Annotated in this window: 16 protein-coding genes and 1 pseudogene; 7 read left to right on the top strand and 10 right to left on the bottom strand. The window is 65.5% G+C overall.

Features of this window, described 5'->3' with window-relative positions:
* The first annotated feature begins 347 nt into the window (after positions 1-347).
* From putA to FAS41_RS07040, 5 genes and pseudogenes are all read left to right on the top strand, one after another.
* Positions 348-4,286 carry a trifunctional transcriptional regulator/proline dehydrogenase/L-glutamate gamma-semialdehyde dehydrogenase gene (gene putA / locus FAS41_RS07055; RefSeq protein WP_138520893.1) on the top strand — a complete coding sequence of 1,313 codons (3,939 nt, stop codon included), beginning with the start codon at positions 348-350 and terminating at the stop codon, positions 4,284-4,286.
* Positions 4,287-4,742: 456 nt separating this feature from the next.
* Positions 4,743-4,949: pseudogene (locus FAS41_RS31360) on the top strand (c-type cytochrome); the annotation flags it as partial.
* Positions 4,950-4,952: 3 nt separating this feature from the next.
* A complete protein-coding gene (locus tag FAS41_RS31355; protein ID WP_246084838.1) occupies positions 4,953-5,333 on the top strand; it encodes a c-type cytochrome in 381 nt (126 codons plus the stop codon).
* 9 nt (positions 5,334-5,342) lie between these two features.
* Positions 5,343-6,398: a c-type cytochrome gene (locus FAS41_RS07045; RefSeq protein WP_171049453.1), complete on the top strand. Its 1,056-nt coding sequence runs from the start codon at positions 5,343-5,345 to the stop codon at positions 6,396-6,398.
* A 96-nt stretch (positions 6,399-6,494) separates the two neighbouring features.
* Positions 6,495-7,025, top strand: a complete 531-nt coding sequence (locus tag FAS41_RS07040; RefSeq protein ID WP_138520891.1) for a hypothetical protein — start codon at positions 6,495-6,497, stop codon at positions 7,023-7,025.
* Positions 7,026-7,085: 60 nt separating this feature from the next.
* On the opposite strand, the gene FAS41_RS07035 is transcribed toward FAS41_RS07040, so the two are convergent.
* The gene (locus FAS41_RS07035) at positions 7,086-7,427 is read right to left on the bottom strand and encodes an ATP-binding cassette domain-containing protein (RefSeq protein WP_138520890.1); all 342 of its coding nucleotides are present in this window, start codon (positions 7,425-7,427) and stop codon (positions 7,086-7,088) included.
* Between the two features lie 364 nt (positions 7,428-7,791).
* Between FAS41_RS07035 and aspT the strand changes: the two genes are divergently transcribed.
* Complete coding sequence (aspT, locus tag FAS41_RS07030) at positions 7,792-9,486, top strand: aspartate-alanine antiporter (RefSeq protein WP_138520889.1); 1,695 nt, start codon at positions 7,792-7,794, stop codon at positions 9,484-9,486.
* A 58-nt stretch (positions 9,487-9,544) separates the two neighbouring features.
* Positions 9,545-11,140 carry a bifunctional aspartate transaminase/aspartate 4-decarboxylase gene (locus tag FAS41_RS07025; RefSeq protein WP_138520888.1) on the top strand — a complete coding sequence of 532 codons (1,596 nt, stop codon included), beginning with the start codon at positions 9,545-9,547 and terminating at the stop codon, positions 11,138-11,140.
* Positions 11,141-11,202: 62 nt separating this feature from the next.
* Here FAS41_RS07025 and FAS41_RS07020 read toward each other — a convergent pair whose 3' ends face one another.
* Genes FAS41_RS07020 through FAS41_RS06980 form a run of 9 tightly spaced genes read right to left on the bottom strand, consistent with a single transcriptional unit; the run spans position 11,203 to position 18,454 of the window.
* A complete protein-coding gene (locus FAS41_RS07020; protein WP_138520887.1) occupies positions 11,203-12,048 on the bottom strand; it encodes an ABC transporter ATP-binding protein in 846 nt (281 codons plus the stop codon).
* A 5-nt stretch (positions 12,049-12,053) separates the two neighbouring features.
* A complete protein-coding gene (locus FAS41_RS07015; protein ID WP_138520886.1) occupies positions 12,054-12,884 on the bottom strand; it encodes an ABC transporter permease in 831 nt (276 codons plus the stop codon).
* On the bottom strand, positions 12,881-13,648 hold the full coding sequence (locus FAS41_RS07010) for a hypothetical protein (RefSeq protein ID WP_138520885.1): 768 nt from the start codon (positions 13,646-13,648) through the stop codon (positions 12,881-12,883). Before FAS41_RS07010 ends, FAS41_RS07015 begins: the two co-directional genes overlap by 4 nt.
* Positions 13,636-14,274 (bottom strand): cysteine hydrolase family protein, encoded by a 639-nt coding sequence (locus FAS41_RS07005; protein WP_280055865.1) that lies wholly within the window; start codon positions 14,272-14,274, stop codon positions 13,636-13,638. Before FAS41_RS07005 ends, FAS41_RS07010 begins: the two co-directional genes overlap by 13 nt.
* Complete coding sequence (locus FAS41_RS07000; RefSeq protein WP_138520884.1) at positions 14,271-15,035, bottom strand: creatininase; 765 nt, start codon at positions 15,033-15,035, stop codon at positions 14,271-14,273. The genes FAS41_RS07005 and FAS41_RS07000 overlap by 4 nt, the downstream gene beginning before the upstream one ends.
* Positions 15,032-15,907 (bottom strand): DMT family transporter, encoded by an 876-nt coding sequence (locus tag FAS41_RS06995; RefSeq protein ID WP_138520883.1) that lies wholly within the window; start codon positions 15,905-15,907, stop codon positions 15,032-15,034. The genes FAS41_RS07000 and FAS41_RS06995 overlap by 4 nt, the downstream gene beginning before the upstream one ends.
* Positions 15,907-16,656, bottom strand: a complete 750-nt coding sequence (locus FAS41_RS06990; protein WP_138520882.1) for an SDR family NAD(P)-dependent oxidoreductase — start codon at positions 16,654-16,656, stop codon at positions 15,907-15,909. The genes FAS41_RS06995 and FAS41_RS06990 overlap by 1 nt, the downstream gene beginning before the upstream one ends.
* Entirely contained in the window at positions 16,656-17,429 is a 774-nt protein-coding gene (locus FAS41_RS06985; RefSeq protein ID WP_138520881.1) for an SDR family NAD(P)-dependent oxidoreductase, read from the bottom strand. The genes FAS41_RS06990 and FAS41_RS06985 overlap by 1 nt, the downstream gene beginning before the upstream one ends.
* A gap of 2 nt (positions 17,430-17,431) precedes the next feature.
* A complete protein-coding gene (locus FAS41_RS06980) occupies positions 17,432-18,454 on the bottom strand; it encodes a fatty acid desaturase family protein (protein ID WP_138520880.1) in 1,023 nt (340 codons plus the stop codon).
* Positions 18,455-18,468: the final 14 nt, after the last annotated feature.

Genomic DNA, 18,468 nt, shown 5'->3' with positions numbered 1-18,468 from the left:
ACGGAAAGGGTGTGACGGGCGTGGCGATGCGCCCATGGTCGTGATCGCGAGCTTGGCTCGCTCCTACCGTCGATTTCCTGCGAAGCTCAGGGTTGCACCTTTTCCAGCCCTGGCACGAACACTGCTTTCTTCCTGCCGCCTGGCCAGACTTCGTGGGTTATAGCTAGGCGAGCCTGTCGCCGTGCTCCGTTTGGTAGCGCCTGGTGTGGGAAATGTCACCGGTTGCACCGGATTTGCGCGTACGACCAAAGGCTTGTTTTTATTGGGTTGCACCTGGTTGCACCTTGAGATTCGGCGGTATAACCTTGCGCCGTTTTCAGGCACACCTTCTAACAACAGGAAGCCCCATGGCCACCACCACCCTTGGCGTGAAGCTCGACGACGCCACCCGCGAGCGCCTCAAGCTGGCTGCCCAGCAACTCGACCGTACCCCGCACTGGCTGATCAAGCAGGCCATCTTCTCCTACCTGGAGCAGGTCGAAGGCGGTCTGACGCCGGCCGAGCAATCCGGCCTGGCTGCGGCGGCGGGCGAGGAATCGCTGGATGCGTTGAACGAACAAGGGTTGCAGGTCTTCCTCGATTTCGCCGAGAGCATCCTGCCGCAGTCCGTGCTGCGCGCGGCCATCACTGCCGCCTACCGCCGACCGGAAACCGAGGCGCTGCCGATGCTGCTGGACCTGGCACGCCTGCCGAAAGAGCAGGCAGGTGCCGCCAGCAAGATGGCCCTGGGCATCGCCGAGAAATTGCGCAACCAGAAGAACGCCGGTGGCCGCCAGGGCCTGGTGCAGGGCCTGCTGCAGGAGTTCTCCCTGTCGTCCCAGGAAGGCGTGGCGCTGATGTGCCTGGCCGAAGCGCTGCTGCGCATCCCGGACAAGGCCACCCGTGACGCGCTGATCCGCGACAAGATCAGCAACGGCAACTGGAGCCAGCATCTGGGCCAGAGCCCGTCGATGTTCGTCAACGCGGCCTCCTGGGGCTTGCTGATCACCGGCAAGCTGGTGGCGACGCACACCGAAGCCGGCATGTCCTCGTCGCTCAACCGCATCATCGGCAAGTCCGGCGAGCCGCTGATCCGCAAGGGCGTGGACATGGCCATGCGCCTGATGGGTGAGCAGTTCGTCACTGGCGAAACCATCGCCGAGGCCCTGGCCAATGCGGCGAACATGGAATCCCGTGGCTTCCGCTACTCCTACGACATGCTCGGCGAAGCCGCGCTGACCGATGAGGATGCCAAGCGCTACCTGGCTTCCTATGAGCAGGCGATCCATGCCATCGGCAAGGCTTCCCATGGCCGTGGCATCTACGAAGGCCCGGGCATCTCGATCAAGCTCTCCGCGCTGCACCCGCGCTACAGCCGCGCACAGTACGACCGTGTGATGGACGAGCTGTACCCGACCGTGCTCGGCCTGGTGAAGATGGCCCGCGACTACGACATCGGCATCAACATCGACGCCGAAGAAGCCGATCGCCTGGAAATCTCCCTCGACCTGCTCGAGCGCCTGTGCTTCGAACCGTCGCTGGCGGGCTGGAACGGCATCGGCTTCGTCATCCAGGCGTACCAGAAGCGCTGCCCGTACGTGATCGACTACGTGATCGACCTGGCCAAGCGCAGCCGTCACCGCCTGATGATCCGCCTGGTGAAGGGCGCCTACTGGGACAGCGAGATCAAGCTGGCCCAGGTCAACGGCCTGGAAGGCTACCCGGTCTATACCCGCAAGCCGTACACCGACGTGTCGTACCTGGCCTGCGCGCGCAAGCTGCTGGCGGTGCCGGAATCCATCTACCCGCAGTTCGCCACCCACAACGCCCACTCGCTGTCGGCCATCTACCAGTTGGCCGGGCAGAACTACTACCCGGGCCAGTACGAGTTCCAGTGCCTGCATGGCATGGGCGAGCCGCTGTACGAGCAGGTGGTAGGCAAGGTCGCCGACGGCAAGTTCAACCGTCCGTGCCGCATCTACGCGCCGGTAGGCAGCCATGAAACCCTGCTGGCGTACCTCGTTCGTCGCCTGCTGGAAAACGGCGCCAATACCTCGTTCGTCAACCGCATCGCCGACCACAGCATCTCCCTCCAGGACCTGGTGCTGGACCCGGTGCTGCAGGTCGAGCAGATGGCCGCGCAGGAAGGCACCCTCGGGCTGCCGCACCCGCGCATCCCGCTGCCGCGTGACCTCTATGGCGAATCCCGGCTGAATTCCGCCGGCATCGACCTGGCCAACGAACACCGCCTGGGTTCGCTGTCCTCGGCGCTGCTGTCGAGCACCAACCACGCCTATGTCGCCGAGCCGATGCTGGGCCTGGCCGACGCTGCGCCGGGCGAGCCGCAGCCGGTACGCAACCCGGCCGACCTGCGCGACGTGGTGGGCCATGTGCGTGAGGCCAGCGAAGCCGACGTGAACAACGCCATCCTCGGTGCGCTGTCCAGCGCGCAGATCTGGCAATCCACCCAGCCGTCCGAGCGTGGCGCCATCCTGATGCGCGCCGCCGACCTGATGGAAGCCGAAATCCAGTCGCTGATGGGTGTGCTGGTGCGCGAGTCGGGCAAGACCTTCGCCAACGCCATCGCCGAAGTGCGCGAGGCAGTGGACTTCCTGCGCTACTACGGCGCCCAGGCCAGCACCCACTTCGCCAATGACAGCCACCGCCCGCTGGGTCCGGTGGTGTGCATCAGCCCGTGGAACTTCCCGCTGGCGATCTTCAGCGGTCAGGTAGCTGCCGCCCTGGCCGCCGGCAACACGGTGCTGGCCAAGCCCGCCGAGCAGACCCCGCTGGTCGCCGCGCAAGCCGTGCGCATCCTTCTCGAGGCCGGCGTACCGGCCGGTGCTGTGCAGCTGCTGCCGGGCCGTGGCGAAACCGTCGGTGCCCGTCTCGTTGGTGACGAGCGCGTGCGTGGCGTGATGTTCACCGGCTCCACCGAAGTCGCCGGCATCCTCCAGCGCAACATCGCCGGCCGCCTCGACGCCCAGGGCCGCACCATCCCGCTGATCGCCGAAACCGGCGGCCTCAACGCGATGATCGTCGACTCCTCGGCGCTGGCCGAGCAGGTGGTGGTCGACGTGGTCAACTCCGCCTTCGACAGCGCCGGCCAGCGTTGCTCCGCGCTGCGCGTACTGTGCGTGCAGGAAGACGCCGCCGACCGCGTGGTGCAGATGCTCAAGGGCGCCATGGCCGAGTACCGCGTCGGTGCGCCGGAGCGCCTGCACACCGACATCGGTCCGGTGATCGACGAAGAAGCCAAGGGCAACATCGACAAGCACATCCAGACCATGCGCGACAAAGGCCGCAAGGTATTCCAGAGCGCCCGCGTGGATGCCGAGGAAATCAAGCGCGGCACCTTCGTCGTGCCGACCCTGATCGAGCTGGACAGCTTCAGCGAGCTCAAGCGCGAAATCTTTGGCCCGGTGCTGCACGTGGTGCGCTACCAGCGTGCGGACCTGGACCAGTTGCTCGCGCAGATCAACGAGTCCGGCTACGGCCTGACCCTGGGCGTGCACACCCGTATCGACGAGACCATCGCTCAGGTCGTCGGCACTGCCCATGTTGGCAACCTCTACGTCAACCGCAACGTGGTTGGCGCCGTGGTCGGCGTGCAGCCTTTCGGTGGCGAAGGCCTGTCCGGCACCGGTCCGAAGGCCGGCGGCCCGCTGTACCTGTATCGCCTGCTGTCGACCCGTCCGCAGGATGCGGTGGCCAACCAGCTCAAGGGCGATGGCGCCCAGGCACTGCCACGTCCGAAGGACGCCCAGCAGGCCGTGGAAGCCCTGGCCAAGTGGGCAGGGCAGAAGGACGCCGCCCTGGCGACCCTGCTCAGCGGCTATGGCGAGCTCGCGCAGAGCTTCACCCAGCAGGTGCTCACCGGCCCGACCGGCGAGCGCAACACCTACACCCTGCTGCCGCGTGAGCACGTGCTTTGCCTGGCCGAAGACCGCGCCGACCTGCTGGCCCAGCTGGCTGCTGTGCTCAGCGTCGGCAGCCGCCCGCTGGTAGCCGAGTCCAACGCCGCCGTGGTCAAGGAACTACCGAAGGAGGTGGTCCAGCGCATCGAGCTGGTCGCCGACTGGAGCAGCACCGACAAGGTGTTCGACGCCATCCTGCACCACGGCGATTCGGATCAGCTGCGTGCGGTCTGCGAGCAGGCCAGCCAGCGCAAGGGCGCCATCGTCGGCGTCACCGGGCTGAACCGCGGGGAAACCGATATCCCGCTGGAGCGCCTGCTGATCGAGCGTGCCCTGAGCGTCAACACCGCCGCTGCCGGTGGTAACGCCAGCCTGATGACCATCGGCTGACGACGGTGCCGGTAGCGCCTCACCGGGCGCTGCCGGCCAGCTTCACGGTCGCATCTGCGACCACCCGGCCTGCCAGCCTCCGGGCGGAGCTACCCGCTCCCGGCAGGCCGTTCCCCTCGCGCTTCCTGCGCAATCCGTTTCGGGCTTCGTGCCCGGCACAACGGCGGAGCTACCCGCTCCGCCGATTTCATCGATGCACCTCGTTGGCCTATTGCATCGAGGGATAGTCCATCGGCCTCGGGCGACCCGCCAACAGGGCTCAACCGATGGATGCGCCGCCGCGCCAGCGGCTGAATGAGCCTCGCCCCAGTCCATCAAGACGATGCTTCCCACCGCGGTTCAGCTGCACTGTGCGGCGGCCAGCGAAAACGATGACTTGTCTTCCGGGTGGAAGGATAGGAAAGCCGACCTCACCTACACTCACGGCTGTCGCAGCACATAGAGGCGGGATACTCGATGCGCAGATGGCCTGCTTTCCTGGTTTTTTCCTGTGTCACCGGAGCGGCCATCGCCGATGAAGTACCGGATGCGGTACAAGCATGTGCTGTCTGTCATGGCATGCACGGCGAGGGTACGGCGCAAGGGCCCATGTTGGCGGGGCTCTCGGCCGACTATATTTCGGCGCAAGTGGCGCTTTTCAACTCACGGCAGCGCAGTAATGCGCTGATGGGGCCAATGGCCGAGGCCTACGCCTCGGCCGATCTGCTGCAGCCGGCTGCCGCTTACTACGCCGCCCAGGGCAAGCTGCCGACGCTGCAGGTTCGCGGGCAACAGCCTGCCGCCTCGCCAGCCGAAAAGCTCTACTACCAGGGTGACCTGTCCCGCGACATTCCGGCCTGTTTCAGCTGCCACGGCCCCTCGGCCGTCGGCGCGGGGCCATTTCCTCGGCTCGCCGGGCAACAGGCGGCGTATCTGCAGGCGCAGTTGCAGGCCTGGCGCAAGGGTGAGCGCGGCGGCGACCCGGAAGGCATGATGGGGGCGATCGCCAAGCGCCTGAACGACAAGGACATCACTGCGCTGGCCAGCTATCTGGCGGCGATTCGCTGAGGAGTGCTCATGAACGGAACCCTGCTCTGCATGGCCTTGGCGGGAAGCGTTGCGCTGCCGGTACAAGCAGCCGATGCGGTGACTACGTCGATGGAAGAAATCAGCGCACAACCCAAGGCCAAGGATGCTCATTACTTCACGCCACGAGACCTCTCGAAGATCCCCGATGGCGCCTTCGGCGACAAGATTCGCCGTGGCTACCAGTTGTTCGTCAATACCCAGCAGCTCAAGGGCCGCTACCTAGGCAACCAGCTGAACTGCACCAACTGCCACCTGGACGCCGGCACGAAGGCCTACGCCGCACCCATGTGGGCGGCCTACCTGGCTTACCCGGCCTTCCGCAAGAAAGACAACCGCGTGAACAACTTCGCCGAGCGTATCCAGGGCTGTTTCAACTACTCCATGAACGGCAAGGCCCCCGAGCTGGGCTCACCCGAGCTGGTGGCGATGTCGGCCTATTCCTATTGGTTGCTCATGGGCGGCTTGCTGGATATGTACGGCATGCAGGACAAGCCCGTGCCGGAACTCAGCGACGCTGAACTGCAGCGCGGCGGTCGAGACGAATCCTTCGTCCTGCCGGGACCACTGGCGGACAGAGTGAAGATGGAGGGGCGCGAACGCATGCCCGGACGTGCCTTTGCCGCCTTGCCGGCACCGCCGCAGGCCTACTCGCCACAACGGGGCCAGCAGGTCTATACCGAGCACTGTGCGATCTGCCATGGCGAGCAGGGTGAAGGCCGCAGGATGGCCGACGTGCCGGTGATCCCTGCGCTGTGGGGCGGCGAGTCCTACAACTGGGGCGCAGGCATGCACCGGGTCAATACCGCCGCCACTTTCATCTACGAGAACATGCCGCTGGGCAAGAGCGTGCAACTCAACGTCCAGCAGGCCTGGGACGTAGCGGCCTACATGAACAGCCGGGAACGGCCGCAGGACCCGCGCTTCAAGGGGGATGTCGCCAGTACGGCGAAAGACTTCCACGCCTCCGATCAGGGCTACTACGGCCAAACGCTCGACGGGGCGGTGCTCGGCAGCCGGGCCTACCCGGCCGGCGTGCAGCCCTGACTGGCAGCGGTATGACCCGATGGCATCGACCCTCCGCCAGGTGGGCTCCATGAACGAATTCGATCACAGCGCATTAGCGGCAGAAAGGGGACGCATATGAACACGGTGTTGCTCAAGATCAAGCACGAGTTCATCAAGGCACTTCCGCCCACCATTTTCTTCTTCGTCATTCTGCACATCGTCGCTGCCATCCGCGCACTCATGATCAAGGGCACGGGTGTGCCGCTGCCCGTGACGGCTTCGGTCCTGATCGCCTCGCTGGTACTCGGCAAGTCGGTACTGGTGGCCGACATGCTGCCGTTCATCAACCGCTTCCCGGAAAAGCCGCTGATCTGGAACGTCACCTGGAAGACCCTGATGTACGCCCTGGTCGCACTTTGCGTGCACTACCTGGAGCGACTCTACGAGTACTGGAAAGAGGCCCCCAGTCTGATGGACGCGAACTCCATGCTGTGGACATCCATGAACTGGCCTCGTTTCTGGGCGGTGCAGATTCTGCTCATCACCTTGATCTTCATGTACTGCGTCATCTCGGAGCTGGCGAGGGTGATCGGCCGTGATCGCCTCAGGAAGATGTTCCTCGGACCACTGCCACCGGGACTGGGAAGTGACCGACCGGCCGAATGACCTCGCAATTGAAGGCGACGACCTGCTGGCACCTGCGCGAGTGACAGGGCAGCACGGTTTTCAACCCTGGGGTCTTTGTCCCTCGTGCTGCACGGTGCGGGTCAGCTGCTCCCGCGAGCCGAAGGGTTCGTTCCTTAGCCGTATCGGCGGCTTGGGCATCAGCGCGCGTTCGATCGCCACGCGCTGCTGCATGCCGCCGGAGAGCTGGCTGGGGTAGGCCTGGGTGAAGGCCGACAGGCCAATCAGGTTGAGCAGCGCGTCGACTCGGTCATTCGCCCACACGTCAACACCGCCGCTGCCGGCGGCAACGCCAGATGGATGACCATCGGCTGACGTCCGTCGCGGGCAATGCCCTGCGACCTCCAGGCCTGGTTGCGCTCCTGGCCGGGGCGGACGTTTCATTTTCCTCACTGGGGTTACCGCCCCGCAAAACGCCTCTTTCGTCTCCCGTGCTCCCCGGCCGCCCGGTAAGGGTTAGCCGCCCCGTCTTTGCTTTCCCTCAGGCAGTGCCCACGTCGCTCCCTTCGCGACGTGGTAAGCCATTGACGATCCCTGCTCTAGGGATCGGCTGGCTGCTCCATCGGAAATTCCTGAATCCTCCTCCACGGAGAATTTGCTGCTACTGCGCATGCTTGAATCGCTCTATCTCCGGCGTCTGCGGTGATTCGTGGCTTGGAGATGGGCAGCGAAAAGGAAGGGCCGACAGTAAAGGTCGGCGTCTTGTTCGCTGGCTCTTCTCGATGATTCGGTCATGAGGTAATGAATCTTGAGCTGGCTTGAACAGACACTACGCTCCTATCCGGAGCTGGCAATATTCCTCTCGCTCGCCATCGGTTACTGGGTCGGCGGCAAGAGTTTCAAGGGCTTCAGCCTGGGGGCAGTCACCGCGACACTGCTGGCAGCCCTGCTCATTGGGCAGGTGGGGATCACCATCTCGCCCACCGTCAAAAGTGTGTTCTTCCTGATGTTCCTGTTCGCCATTGGCTACGGCGTCGGGCCGCAGTTCGTTCGCGGCATCGCCAAGGACGGTTTGCCGCAGGCGCTGTTTGCCGTGGTGGTCTGCGTGTTGTGCTTAGTCTGTGCCGTGGGCGTGGCCTGGGTTGCAAAGTTCGACCTGGGCTCGGCAGTCGGCTTGTTCGCCGGGTCGCAAACCATCTCCGCCTCCATGGGATTGGCCACCGATGCCATCAACCGCCTGGAAATGGTGCCGGACAAGGCCCAGGCAATGCTCAACGCGATGCCGGTGGCCTACGCGGTGACCTATATTTTCGGCACCATCGGCTCGGCCGTGGTACTCGCCCTTGTGGGGCCGAAGTTACTGGGTATCGATCTGGTAAAGGCTTGCAAGAACTATGAGCAGAGCCTGGGCGCTGGTGGCGACAAAGACAGTGAGGGACGTAGCTGGCATCGCTATGTACTTCGTGCCTACAAGGTTGCCGCCGGCGGCGCGGCGGTGGGCAAGAGCATTGCCCAGGCGGAATCCATGGCTTTGGCTCAGGGCCGGCGCCTGTTCATCGAGCGTCTGCGGCGCAATGGAGAGCTGCGCGAGGCTTTGCCTGGCGAGGTGATCCAGGAAGGGGATGTGCTGGCCATCGGTGGCCACCGCGATGACCTGCTGCAGTTGCTCGGCCACTCCCAGGCGGAGGTCGAGGACGATGAGTTGCTCGACACGCCGGTGCTCGGCGTCGATGTGTTCGTCAGCAACAAGTCATTGGCTGGCCGGACGCTGGAAGCGCTCGCGGCAATGCCCCACGCACACGGTGTATACGTTCGCCGGATCAAGCGTGGTGCATTGTCCACCGAGATCCCGGTGCTGCCAGGGACCGTGTTGCAGCAGGGTGATGTGGTCACCCTGACCGGGCTGACCAAGGATGTGCAGATCGCTGCCAAGGAGCTGGGCCAGATCGATGCTCCGAGTAATGTTGCCGACGTGGCCTTCATCGGTGCGGCGATCTTCCTCGGTGGCCTGATCGGCGCGGTGGTGATGAAGGTCGGCGGCATCCCGCTGACCCTGTCCACGGCTGGTGGTGCATTGATCTCGGGCATCGTCTTCGGGTGGCTACGCTCGATCCACCCGACCTTCGGACGCATTCCTGAACCTACCGTCTGGTTCATGAACTCGGTCGGTTTGAACGTGTTCATCGCGGTGGTCGGCATCGATGCGGCAGCCGGCTTTGTCAGCGGCCTGCAGACCTTGGGCGTGAGTCTCTTCCTGTGGGGCATCGTCGCGACCACGCTCCCGCTGATCCTGTCCATGCTGATTGGTCGCTACCTGTTCCGCTTCCACCCCGCGATCCTGTTCGGTGCGGTGGCCGGCTCACGCACCACCACAGCAGCCTTGGGAATGATCTGCGAAGCCGCCAAAAGCAACGTACCCGCGCTGGGCTACACCGTGACCTACGCGGTGGGCAACACCCTGTTGACCATCTGGGGGATGGTTGCCGTTCTGATTCTGTCCTGACTCCACACCACCCGGCGCCATCATCCGGGTGGCGCCTCTGTATGAAGGAAGTACCTGTATGTCCGAGAAGATCGATTACAGCCAGTACAAGTCTCTCAGCCCGTTTGAGCTGAAGGACAAACTCATCGAGGTGGCGGGCAGTCGTGAGAACCGCCTGATGCTCAACGCCGGCCGTGGCAATCCGAACTTCCTGGCGACGCTGCCGCGCGAGGCGTTCTTCCGCTTCGGTCTGTTCGCCAACCAGGAGGCGGAACTGAGCTTCTCCTACTTGGGGAACGGTATTGGTGGTCTGCCGCAGATCGCTGGTATCGAAGGGCGCTTCGAACGCTTCATCCTGGACCATCGTCAGCACGCGGGCGTCAAGCTGCTCGGCCAGATGGTCAGCTACGTTCGTGACCAGCTTGGCCTGGATGCGTCGCTTTTCCTGCACGAGATGGTCGAGGGCATCCTGGGCTGCAATTACCCGGTGCCGCCGCGTATGTTGCAGCTCAGCGAACAGGTGGTTCGCGAGTACCTCGTCAAGGAGATGATCGGTGGGCAAGTGTCTCGCGATGAGTTCGACATCTTCGCGGTAGAGGGCGGCACTGCCGCGATGACCTATCTGTTCAACAGCCTGAAGGAGAGCCGCCTCATCAAGCCGGGCGACAAAGTCGCCATCGGTATGCCGACCTTCACCCCGTACTTTGAAATCCCGCTACTGGACGACTACGGCTTGGAGGTGGTGTACATCGAAGCCGATCCGAAGCTGAACTGGCAGTACCCCCGCCGTGAGCTCGACAAGCTTGCGGACCCGGCGATCAAGATCTTCTTCGTGGTGAACCCGAGCAATCCGCCGTCCGTGCGCATCGATGACGAATCGCTGGCCTACATTGCCAAACTGGTGGAGGAGAAGCGCCCCGACCTGTTCATCCTCACCGATGATGTCTACGGCACCTTCGCTGACGATTTCACTTCGTTGTTCGCCACTTGCCCGCGCAATACCGCGCTGGTGTACTCCTTCTCCAAGTACTTTGGCTCCACCGGGTGGCGCCTTGGGACTATCGCGCTGCACAAGGACAACATCCTCGACCAGCGCATCGATGCCTATCCGGCCGCTGTGCATACCGAGCTGAACAAACGCTACGAGTCGCTGGTGGTGGACACCAAAGGCCTGAAGTTCATCGACCGGTTGGTGGCCGATAGCCGCTCGGTGGCGCTCAACCACACCGCGGGCCTGTCCACGCCGCAGCAGGTGCAGATGGTGTTCTTCTCGCTCTTTGCCCTGATCGACGTGGCGGATCAGTACAAGAGCACGCTCAAGCATCTACTGCGTCAGCGGCACCATGCGCTTTACCGCGAGCTGGGCCTGCCGATCCCCACCGACCGTTTCGAGACCGAGTACTACACCCTGCTCGATTTCGAAGACATCGCCACCCGTCTTTATGGGGCCGACTTCGCCCGCTGGATCAGCCAAAGGACGGACGCAAACTCGCTGCTGTTCCGTATCGCCGACGAGACCGGGATTGTCATGTTGCCCGCGAATGGCTTTGGTCCATTGAAAGCTGGTGGGCGGCTCTCGTTGGCCAATCTGAACGAGTTCCAGTACGCGCAGATCGGCAAGTCCCTGCGTGGCGTCGCCGACGAGGGCTTCAAGGCCTTCAAGGCCGCGCAGTGAGTGATTGAACGGCCAGCAATGGTTACATAGCAGTGAGGCCGGGCAGCTCCGCCCGGCCTTTTTCAGGCCTGTGCTGCAGTACGGGTCAATTGCTCGAGCAACTCCAGGTCGGTACTCATGCCCGAGGTCTCCCGGATGCGCGCGAGGATTTCCTTCTTCAGGGCGATGAATTCGGGCGAGACCTTCATGTCCTGATTGCGCTCGGCCGGTAGCGGCACCTCGTAGACGCTGTCGATGCGGCCGGGGCGGGGCGCCATCAGCACCACGCGGCCGCCCAGGTAGATGGCTTCCTCGACGTCGTGGGTGACGAACAGGATGGTGCTGTTCTCCAGGCGATGCACATGGCGGATCAGGTCGTGCATCACCTCGCGGGTTTGCGCATCCAGCGCACCGAAAGGTTCGTCCATCAGCAGGATCTGCGGTTTGGGCATCAGCGCGCGGGCGATTGCCACGCGCTGCTGCATACCGCCGGAGAGCTGGTTGGGGTAGGCCTGGGCGAAGGCAGACAGGCCCATCAGGCTGAGCAACGCGTCGGCGCGGCCGCTCGCTACCTCCACGTCGGCGTCACCACGCACGGTGTCGGAGACCACCTTGAGCCGGCGGCAGAACTTGATGTTCTCCGTCACCTTCAGCCAGGGGTAGAGGCTGTAGTGCTGGAAGACCATGGCGCGATCGATGCCGGGGCCATCCACCGCGCGACTGTCGACGAGGATTTCGCCGCCGCTGTGGCGCTCCAGGCCACCGATGCTGCGCAGCAGGGTGGACTTGCCGCAGCCCGAGGCGCCGACGAAGGTGACGAATTCGTTGGCGCGAATCTCCAGGTTGACGTCCTGCAGTGCCTGCACCTGCCGGCCCTGGCTGCTGAAGACCTTGTCGACGTGGCGGATGCTGATCTTGCTCTGGCTCATGGCGATTACCTCTTCATCCAGGGGAAGGCCACCCGGCCGAGCCAGCGGAAGGCCTGGTCGGTGAGCAGGCCAATGACGCCGATCAGCAGGATGCCGGCGAAGATCTTGTCGGTCTGCATGTAGCGCTGGGCGCGCAGGATGGCGTAGCCCAGGCCGGAGTTGGCGGCTACCAGTTCGGCCACCACCAGGTAGGTCCAGGCCCAGCCGCAGGTGATGCGCAGGGTGTCCAGCAGTGCCGGTCGGGCCGAGGGCAGGACCACCAGCTTGATGACCTCCGCACGGTTGGCACCCATGGTCTGCGCCGCCTCGATCTGCGCCATGGGCACGCGGCGCACGTCTTCGGCGACCATCAGGACCATCTGGAAGAAGGTGCCGATGAAGATGATCAGCACCTTGGAGCCTTCGTCGATGCCGACCCAGAGCATGACCAGCGGAATGAACGCCACCGCCGGCATGTAGCGGATGAAGTCGGTGAGGGGTTCGAGGAACGCCTGCACCGGGCGGTAGGTGCCGATGTACAGGCCCAGTGGCAGGGCGATCACCGCCGAAGCGAGGAAGCCAGCCATCACCCGGTAGACACTGATGGCGATGTCGCCGAGCAGGCCTTCGTCGCTCCACCAGTGGCCGATGCGCTTGAGCACGGCGTCCGGGCCGGGGAAGAACATCGGGTTGGCCAGCCCGGCGGCGCTGTAGGTCCACCAGAGCAGCAGGGGCAGCAGCAGGCCGGCGGCGGCCAGGGACCAGATGGCGCTGCGCGGCAGCTCGCCACGGATCACCCACCAGCGTTGGCGGGCGGGCTGCGCGACGGGACTGGGCAGGGGTTGGTGGGCGGTCATGGCGTCACCTCCTCATCGTGGAACAGGGGCCGCTGGCAAGGTTGCCAGCCACCCGCTGGCGGTGCGGCGCCCAGGCCATTCAGCCAGAGGGCATTCTGCAGCAGGTCGGGGTGGTCCGGGTCGACGTCGGCCGACAACAGCGCGGTGCCGATGCGCGCGGGCAGGGTGGACAGTTCGATCTGCCAGGGCGTTGCGCCGCCCTGGTGGCGGCCGAAGGACAATTCGAAATCCAGCAGTTCCGGGATGTCGTTAGCCAGCAACGCCGTCAGCGAGTCAGCCATGGGTAGGGGCTCGCGGCGCCCGGCGGCGAAGAGGAAGCAGTCACCGGCCAGCAAGAGACAGCCCTGGCGGCCATCGGCGGCGGACAGCCACGTGCCGCGATTGCGCCCGATGGACTCCGGCAGGCGTTCCCAGATTTCGTGGTAGCCGCCGTCCAGGCCGTCTTCGAGCACCTTCTCGCTGCTTTCGAAATGCATACGGCCGATGTCCAGGCCGCCATTGGGCGGCTGGAAGTCGATTGCCCGGTGCCACTGGCAGCGCTGGCCGACGACTTCGGTGATGCCGGCGAAACCTGCTTGGGTGGCGAGCTCCTCCGGCGACTGTGGTGCAGGCAGCGGGATGCGCAGATCGGCGAACAGGCGCTCGGTCTGCAGCCAGTAGACGCGGGTTCTGGTGTCGTGGGTGCCGGCGGTGGTGGTCAGCAGGGTGCGCTGCCAGACACCGAGGTAGGCAGGCGGTACCGCGGGATTGTTCAGGCCAGGCATGCGTTTTCCTCCCATTCGGCGAGCACGGAGCGGCTGTCCAGCACGCGGCCGAACAGTCCGCCTTCCACCTCGACCATGGCCAGGGCGGCGGCATGCAGCTCGGCGCTCGGCGAGCCGCAGGCATCGCTGACCAGGGTGCAGGCGTAGCCCAGCTCTACCGCCGCGCGCAGGGTGGAAGACACGCACACTTCGGTGGTGACCCCGCACAGCACCAGGTGACCAATGCCCTGACGACGCAGCAACAAGTCCAGGTCGGTGTAAGCGAAGGCGCTGTAGCCGGGTTTGTCGATCACCGGCTCGTTGGCCAAGGGTCGCAGTTCATCGATCAGGTCGTGGCCATATTCACCGCGCACCAGCAACCGTCCCAGTGGGCCGCGTGCGCCGATGGGGGCGCCGGCGTGTTCGGCGCGGCGGCGCTTGCTGTCATGCAGATCGGTGAGGTCCGGGCGGTGCCCCTCGCGGGTATGCACCACCAGCAGACCCAGGGCGCGGGCGCTGTCCAGCAGTCGGGAAATGGCCGGGATCGGCGCGCGCAGGCGGTCGATCTGCAGCCCGGCCTGGTCGGCATAGCCGCCGGGAGCGCAGAAGTCGCGCTGCATGTCGATGACGATCAGTGCGGTGCTCACAGCCGGAACTCCTTGCGCACGGCATCGGCAATGCCGCCGACGATGTCCCGTGCCATGCGCAGGCCCTTGTCGGCGCTGGAGCCGCGCGCCGAGGACAGCACACCCGACGGCGGGACCCATGCGGTACGGCTGGGGTACATGTCGTAGGGCGGGAAGTCGGCTGGACCGTCGTCGGGGATCAGGTCCAGGCTCACCAGATTGGGCAGGTAGTGCAGCATCAGCGAGGTCTCGATCACGGCCGCGTGTTCCAGGGCGAAGCCGGGGAAGCCGTCGGGGAATACGTCGCTGAGCGTGGACTCGCTGCAGAAGTCCCAGTGCTCCAGGCGCATCACTTCCAGCGGGCTGGAAGGCCCCAGCTCGCGCAGGGCGAGCTGGATGCCCTCGGTGACGAACCACTGGTTCTCGTAGTGGCCGTCCACCAGCACCAGGCGGGTGATGCCGTGGCGCGCGAACTCGCGCACCGCATCGCGCACCAGGGCGATCAGGGTCTGCCCGTCGAGGCTGGTGGTGCCGCAGAAGTGCTGGCCTCCGCCGCATTTGGGCTGGGACTTGTAGCCGTACGAGAGGGCCGGTGCGACCAGGCCGTCGACCTGGCGGGCCACGTCCTCGCACAGCGCACTGGCCAGCAACGCATCGGTGCCCAGTGGCAGGTGCGGGCCGTGTTGCTCGGTGGCGCCGCAGGGCAGGAAGACCACGGGGGATTGCTCGCGAACGCGACGTTCATATTCGACCCAGCTGAGCTGGTCCATCCGGACGGTCATGATTCTGCCTCGCAGAGAGTGGGGGAAAGGGTGGAAGAGGGGCGTGCGGCGATCAGCGCCGCTGCCAGCACCAGGGAGCCGCCGAGCCATTCGCGCAGGCCCAGCTCGCGCTCGCCGAACCAGGCAGCGGTGAGCACGGCGACCAGCAGTTCGATCACCACCAGCACGGCGGCGCGGCTCGCCTCGACGTGGCTGAAGCCGTATTGCGCGGCGCCCATGGCGGCCAGCCAGAACAGGCCGAAGCCCGCCAGCTGCAGCCATTGATGAGTCTCGATGATGGGCAGTGGCGTGCCTTGCAGCAGGCAGAAGAAGCCACCCAGCGCGGCGCTGCCGATGAAGCCGACCACCGCCTTGCTGGTCAGCGGCACCTGCTCGGCGGCGCGGGTGGCCAGGTTGTTGAGGGCGAAGGCGAAGCCGGCGGAGAGCGCCAGCCAGTCACTGGCGGTCAACGGACGGAAGGTGTCGTGGCTGATGCCGAGGGTCAGGGCGATGCCGAGCATGGCCAGGGCGAGGGCGCCGAGCCGTGAAGGCGTCAGGCGCTCGCCGAACAGCAGCCGGCCGCCCAGCAGGCCCCAGATTGGCGCCAGGTAGAACAGCAGCATGGCGCGCACCACGTCGCCCTCGGACAACGCCGCCACCAGCCCGGCCGTGGCCCAGCCACCGAATACGCAGATGGCCAGCAGGGCGCCGCGTTGCGACCACCATTGCCGGTGTTGGCCCAGCACCAGCGGCACGGCCAGCGCACAGAGCAGTCCATAGGTACAGAGCACCAGCGGCATCCCGGCAAGACCCTGACCGGCAAAGTGAGCCAGGGGCATCCAGCCCAGTCCCCAGAGGGCGGCGCCCAGCAGCAGGACGATTTCCGCGCGCATCAGGCGCCCATCCAGGCGCCGCCATTGGCGCCGAGCATCTGCCCGTGGAAGAAGCTCGCGCCGGGCGAGACGAGGAATAGCACTGCCGCGGCGATCTCCTCGGGTTGCCCAAGGCGGCCGGCGGGGATCGCGGTTTCGCGGGCGATCATCGCTTCGCTCATGTGTTCCACCGAGACCATTGGCGTGTCCACCGGGCCCGGCGCCACGCCGTTGATGCGGATGTGCGGGGCGAACTCCCGCGCCAGCGCCTTGGTCAGGCCGATCACCCCGGCCTTGGCGGCGCAGTACGCGGCATAGCGTTCGCGGCCGAGCTGCCCCAGCTCCGAGGCGATATTGACGATGCTGCCGCTGCCCCGTGCCTGCATGTGCGTCAGGGCATGGCGACAACAGCGGTAGACCGCGTGCAGGTCGACGCCGAGCAGCGTCGCCCAGTCGTCCTCGCTGGTGTCGAGGAACGGCTTCTCCAGGATGATCCCGGCGTTGTTCACCAGGATGTCCAGCTCACCTTCGGCGAGCACGCGGGCGAACATCTCGGCCACCTGTTCCGGCACTGCGACGTCGGCCTGGACGGCATAGGCGCGGCCGCCCGTGGAGGCGATGCGCGCTACCAGGGCGGTGGCGGCTTGCGGTTGGTCGAGGTGGTTGATCCACACCTGCGCGCCGGCTTCCGCCAAGGCCAGGGCGATGGCCCGGCCGATGCCCTGGGTGGCGCCGGTGACCAGTGCGGTCTGTCCTTCGAGCGGTTTCATCAGTGCATGACCTCGCCATGGCTGACCGACAGCGATTGGCCGGTGAGGGCACTGGCCAGTGGGCTGCCGAGAAACAGAAAGGTGCCGGCGAGATCGGCCGGCGTCAGGAGTTCGGGCACCGCCTGGGCGGCAAGAATCTGCGCGAGCTCATCGGATTCGCTGCGGCCGTTGGCGGCGGCCATCACTTGCAGCGAGCGCATCGCCGCGTCGGTGGCGATCCAGCCGGGGCACACGGCGTTGACGCGGATGCGCCGTGGCCCGAGTTCCCAGGCCAGCGAGCGCGTCAGCCCGATCACCGCGTGTTTGCTGGCGACGTAGGCGGAGAAGCCCGGCACGCCCTTCAGGCCCCAGATCGAGGCCTGGTTGATCACGCTGCTGCCGGCATGCAGTTGCGGTAACAGGGCACGGGTGAGGCGCAGCATCGAGGCGACGTTGTTGTCCAGCAGCGCCTGCCAGCGCTGGTCGGACTCGGCGTTGCCGCCCTCCAGCGGCGTGGCGTATTCGACACCGGCGTTGTTGATCAGCACGTCCAGCGGCGCGCCGTCGCGCAGAGTGGTGAAGTCGGCGATGGCGGCGCTGTCGCCCAGGTCCAGCGCTTGGCTGCGGATGCCGGTGAGCGCTGCCAGCTCTTCCACGACGGCAGCCAGGGCCGCCGCATTGCGGTCGAGCAGTTCCAGCGTCGCGCCCTGTTCGGCGAATGCCCGCGCCAGGCCCTTGCCGATGCCACTGGCGGCGCCGCTGATGAGCACGCGTTTGCCCCGGTAATCGATCATCTTCAGACCGCCGTCAGGAAGGAGACGCCGACCGCGCCGTAGAAACCGTCGGCGCGGTCCTTGCCCTCGGGGGCAACTTCGCCGTAGTGGTCGTCTACCACACGGCGCAGGCGATGCTGGTGGAAACTCTTGAACAGCAGATGCATGGGCAGCACCTGGTTGTAGCCCTCACCGTAGAGCTCGTGGTGCAGCTTGCGCAGGCGATACCAGGGGGCCACGGGTTTCTCGTGGTGGGCGTTGTGGTAGGCGAAATTGAGCAGTAGCAGGTCGAGCGCCGGCCATCGCACCGATACCACGTTGCTGTAGGTATTCATCTGCTCGTAGGTACGGTCGCGGTTCTTGTCCGCAGGGATCTTGCCGCCGTCCTCCAGCACCGCAAAGGCGTCATAGGTGTGCTGGTAGGCATCGGTGAAGCGCAGCACGATGATCATCAGCGTCCAGGCGACGAAGTACAGCAACAGCGCCTTGAGCGAGACTGCCGCGACCAGACCGAACAGCACGCCACGCACCAGCAGGGTCAGTGCTACGCGGCGGCGGTTGGCGCGGTGGCGCGGGTTGTCGGTGATGAAGGGCAGGAGGATCACGTAGTAGTGCATGACCAGCTCAATGGCCGGCACATAGGCCCATTCGGCGGCCAGCACCAGGCCGCGCACCCAGCGCGGGCTGCGGGCGAGGAAGGCCTTGGTGTCGAAGGTGATCACGTCGGCGCGGTCAACGTGGTGGCGCATGTGTTTGCGGCGCAGGTCCTGGAAGCCCGCATAACAGCTGCCGCAGAGCCAGCTGCAGGCTTCGCCGGCCCAGGTGTTGTGCGCCGGCTTGGCGAAAATGGTGCCATGGGCGAATTCGTGGATCAGGTAGGCCGCGACGATCATCGCGTGGCCCAGCAGCAGGGTGCCGATGGCGTTGAGCGCCCAGTGATCGGCGAACAGCAAGGTGAATCCGGCGGCATAGCCGCCGAAGGCGTAGGCCAGGGCCAGGCTGTTGGGCAGCTGGCCATCGGCGTAGCGGTACAGGGACGCGGACATGGAGACCTCCGTGA

Source organism: Pseudomonas nicosulfuronedens (assembly GCF_005877905.1).
Lineage (GTDB): Bacteria > Pseudomonadota > Gammaproteobacteria > Pseudomonadales > Pseudomonadaceae > Pseudomonas > Pseudomonas nicosulfuronedens.
This window is presented reverse-complemented; position numbering and strand designations above follow the sequence as displayed.

What these genes read in the sequence shown, in the direction of transcription:
- putA (WP_138520893.1), top strand. Translation starts at nt 348, where the DNA reads ATGGCCACCACCACCCTTGGCGTGAAGCTCGACGACGCCACCCGCGAG.
- FAS41_RS31355 (WP_246084838.1), top strand. Translation starts at nt 4,953, where the DNA reads ATGGGGCCAATGGCCGAGGCCTACGCCTCGGCCGATCTGCTGCAGCCG.
- FAS41_RS07045 (WP_171049453.1), top strand. Translation starts at nt 5,343, where the DNA reads ATGAACGGAACCCTGCTCTGCATGGCCTTGGCGGGAAGCGTTGCGCTG.
- FAS41_RS07040 (WP_138520891.1), top strand. Translation starts at nt 6,495, where the DNA reads ATGAACACGGTGTTGCTCAAGATCAAGCACGAGTTCATCAAGGCACTT.
- FAS41_RS07035 (WP_138520890.1), bottom strand. Translation starts at nt 7,427, where the DNA reads ATGAAACGTCCGCCCCGGCCAGGAGCGCAACCAGGCCTGGAGGTCGCA.
- FAS41_RS07025 (WP_138520888.1), top strand. Translation starts at nt 9,545, where the DNA reads ATGTCCGAGAAGATCGATTACAGCCAGTACAAGTCTCTCAGCCCGTTT.
- FAS41_RS07020 (WP_138520887.1), bottom strand. Translation starts at nt 12,048, where the DNA reads ATGAGCCAGAGCAAGATCAGCATCCGCCACGTCGACAAGGTCTTCAGC.
- FAS41_RS07015 (WP_138520886.1), bottom strand. Translation starts at nt 12,884, where the DNA reads ATGACCGCCCACCAACCCCTGCCCAGTCCCGTCGCGCAGCCCGCCCGC.
- FAS41_RS07010 (WP_138520885.1), bottom strand. Translation starts at nt 13,648, where the DNA reads ATGCCTGGCCTGAACAATCCCGCGGTACCGCCTGCCTACCTCGGTGTC.
- FAS41_RS07000 (WP_138520884.1), bottom strand. Translation starts at nt 15,035, where the DNA reads ATGACCGTCCGGATGGACCAGCTCAGCTGGGTCGAATATGAACGTCGC.
- FAS41_RS06995 (WP_138520883.1), bottom strand. Translation starts at nt 15,907, where the DNA reads ATGCGCGCGGAAATCGTCCTGCTGCTGGGCGCCGCCCTCTGGGGACTG.
- FAS41_RS06990 (WP_138520882.1), bottom strand. Translation starts at nt 16,656, where the DNA reads ATGAAACCGCTCGAAGGACAGACCGCACTGGTCACCGGCGCCACCCAG.
- FAS41_RS06985 (WP_138520881.1), bottom strand. Translation starts at nt 17,429, where the DNA reads ATGATCGATTACCGGGGCAAACGCGTGCTCATCAGCGGCGCCGCCAGT.
- FAS41_RS06980 (WP_138520880.1), bottom strand. Translation starts at nt 18,454, where the DNA reads ATGTCCGCGTCCCTGTACCGCTACGCCGATGGCCAGCTGCCCAACAGC.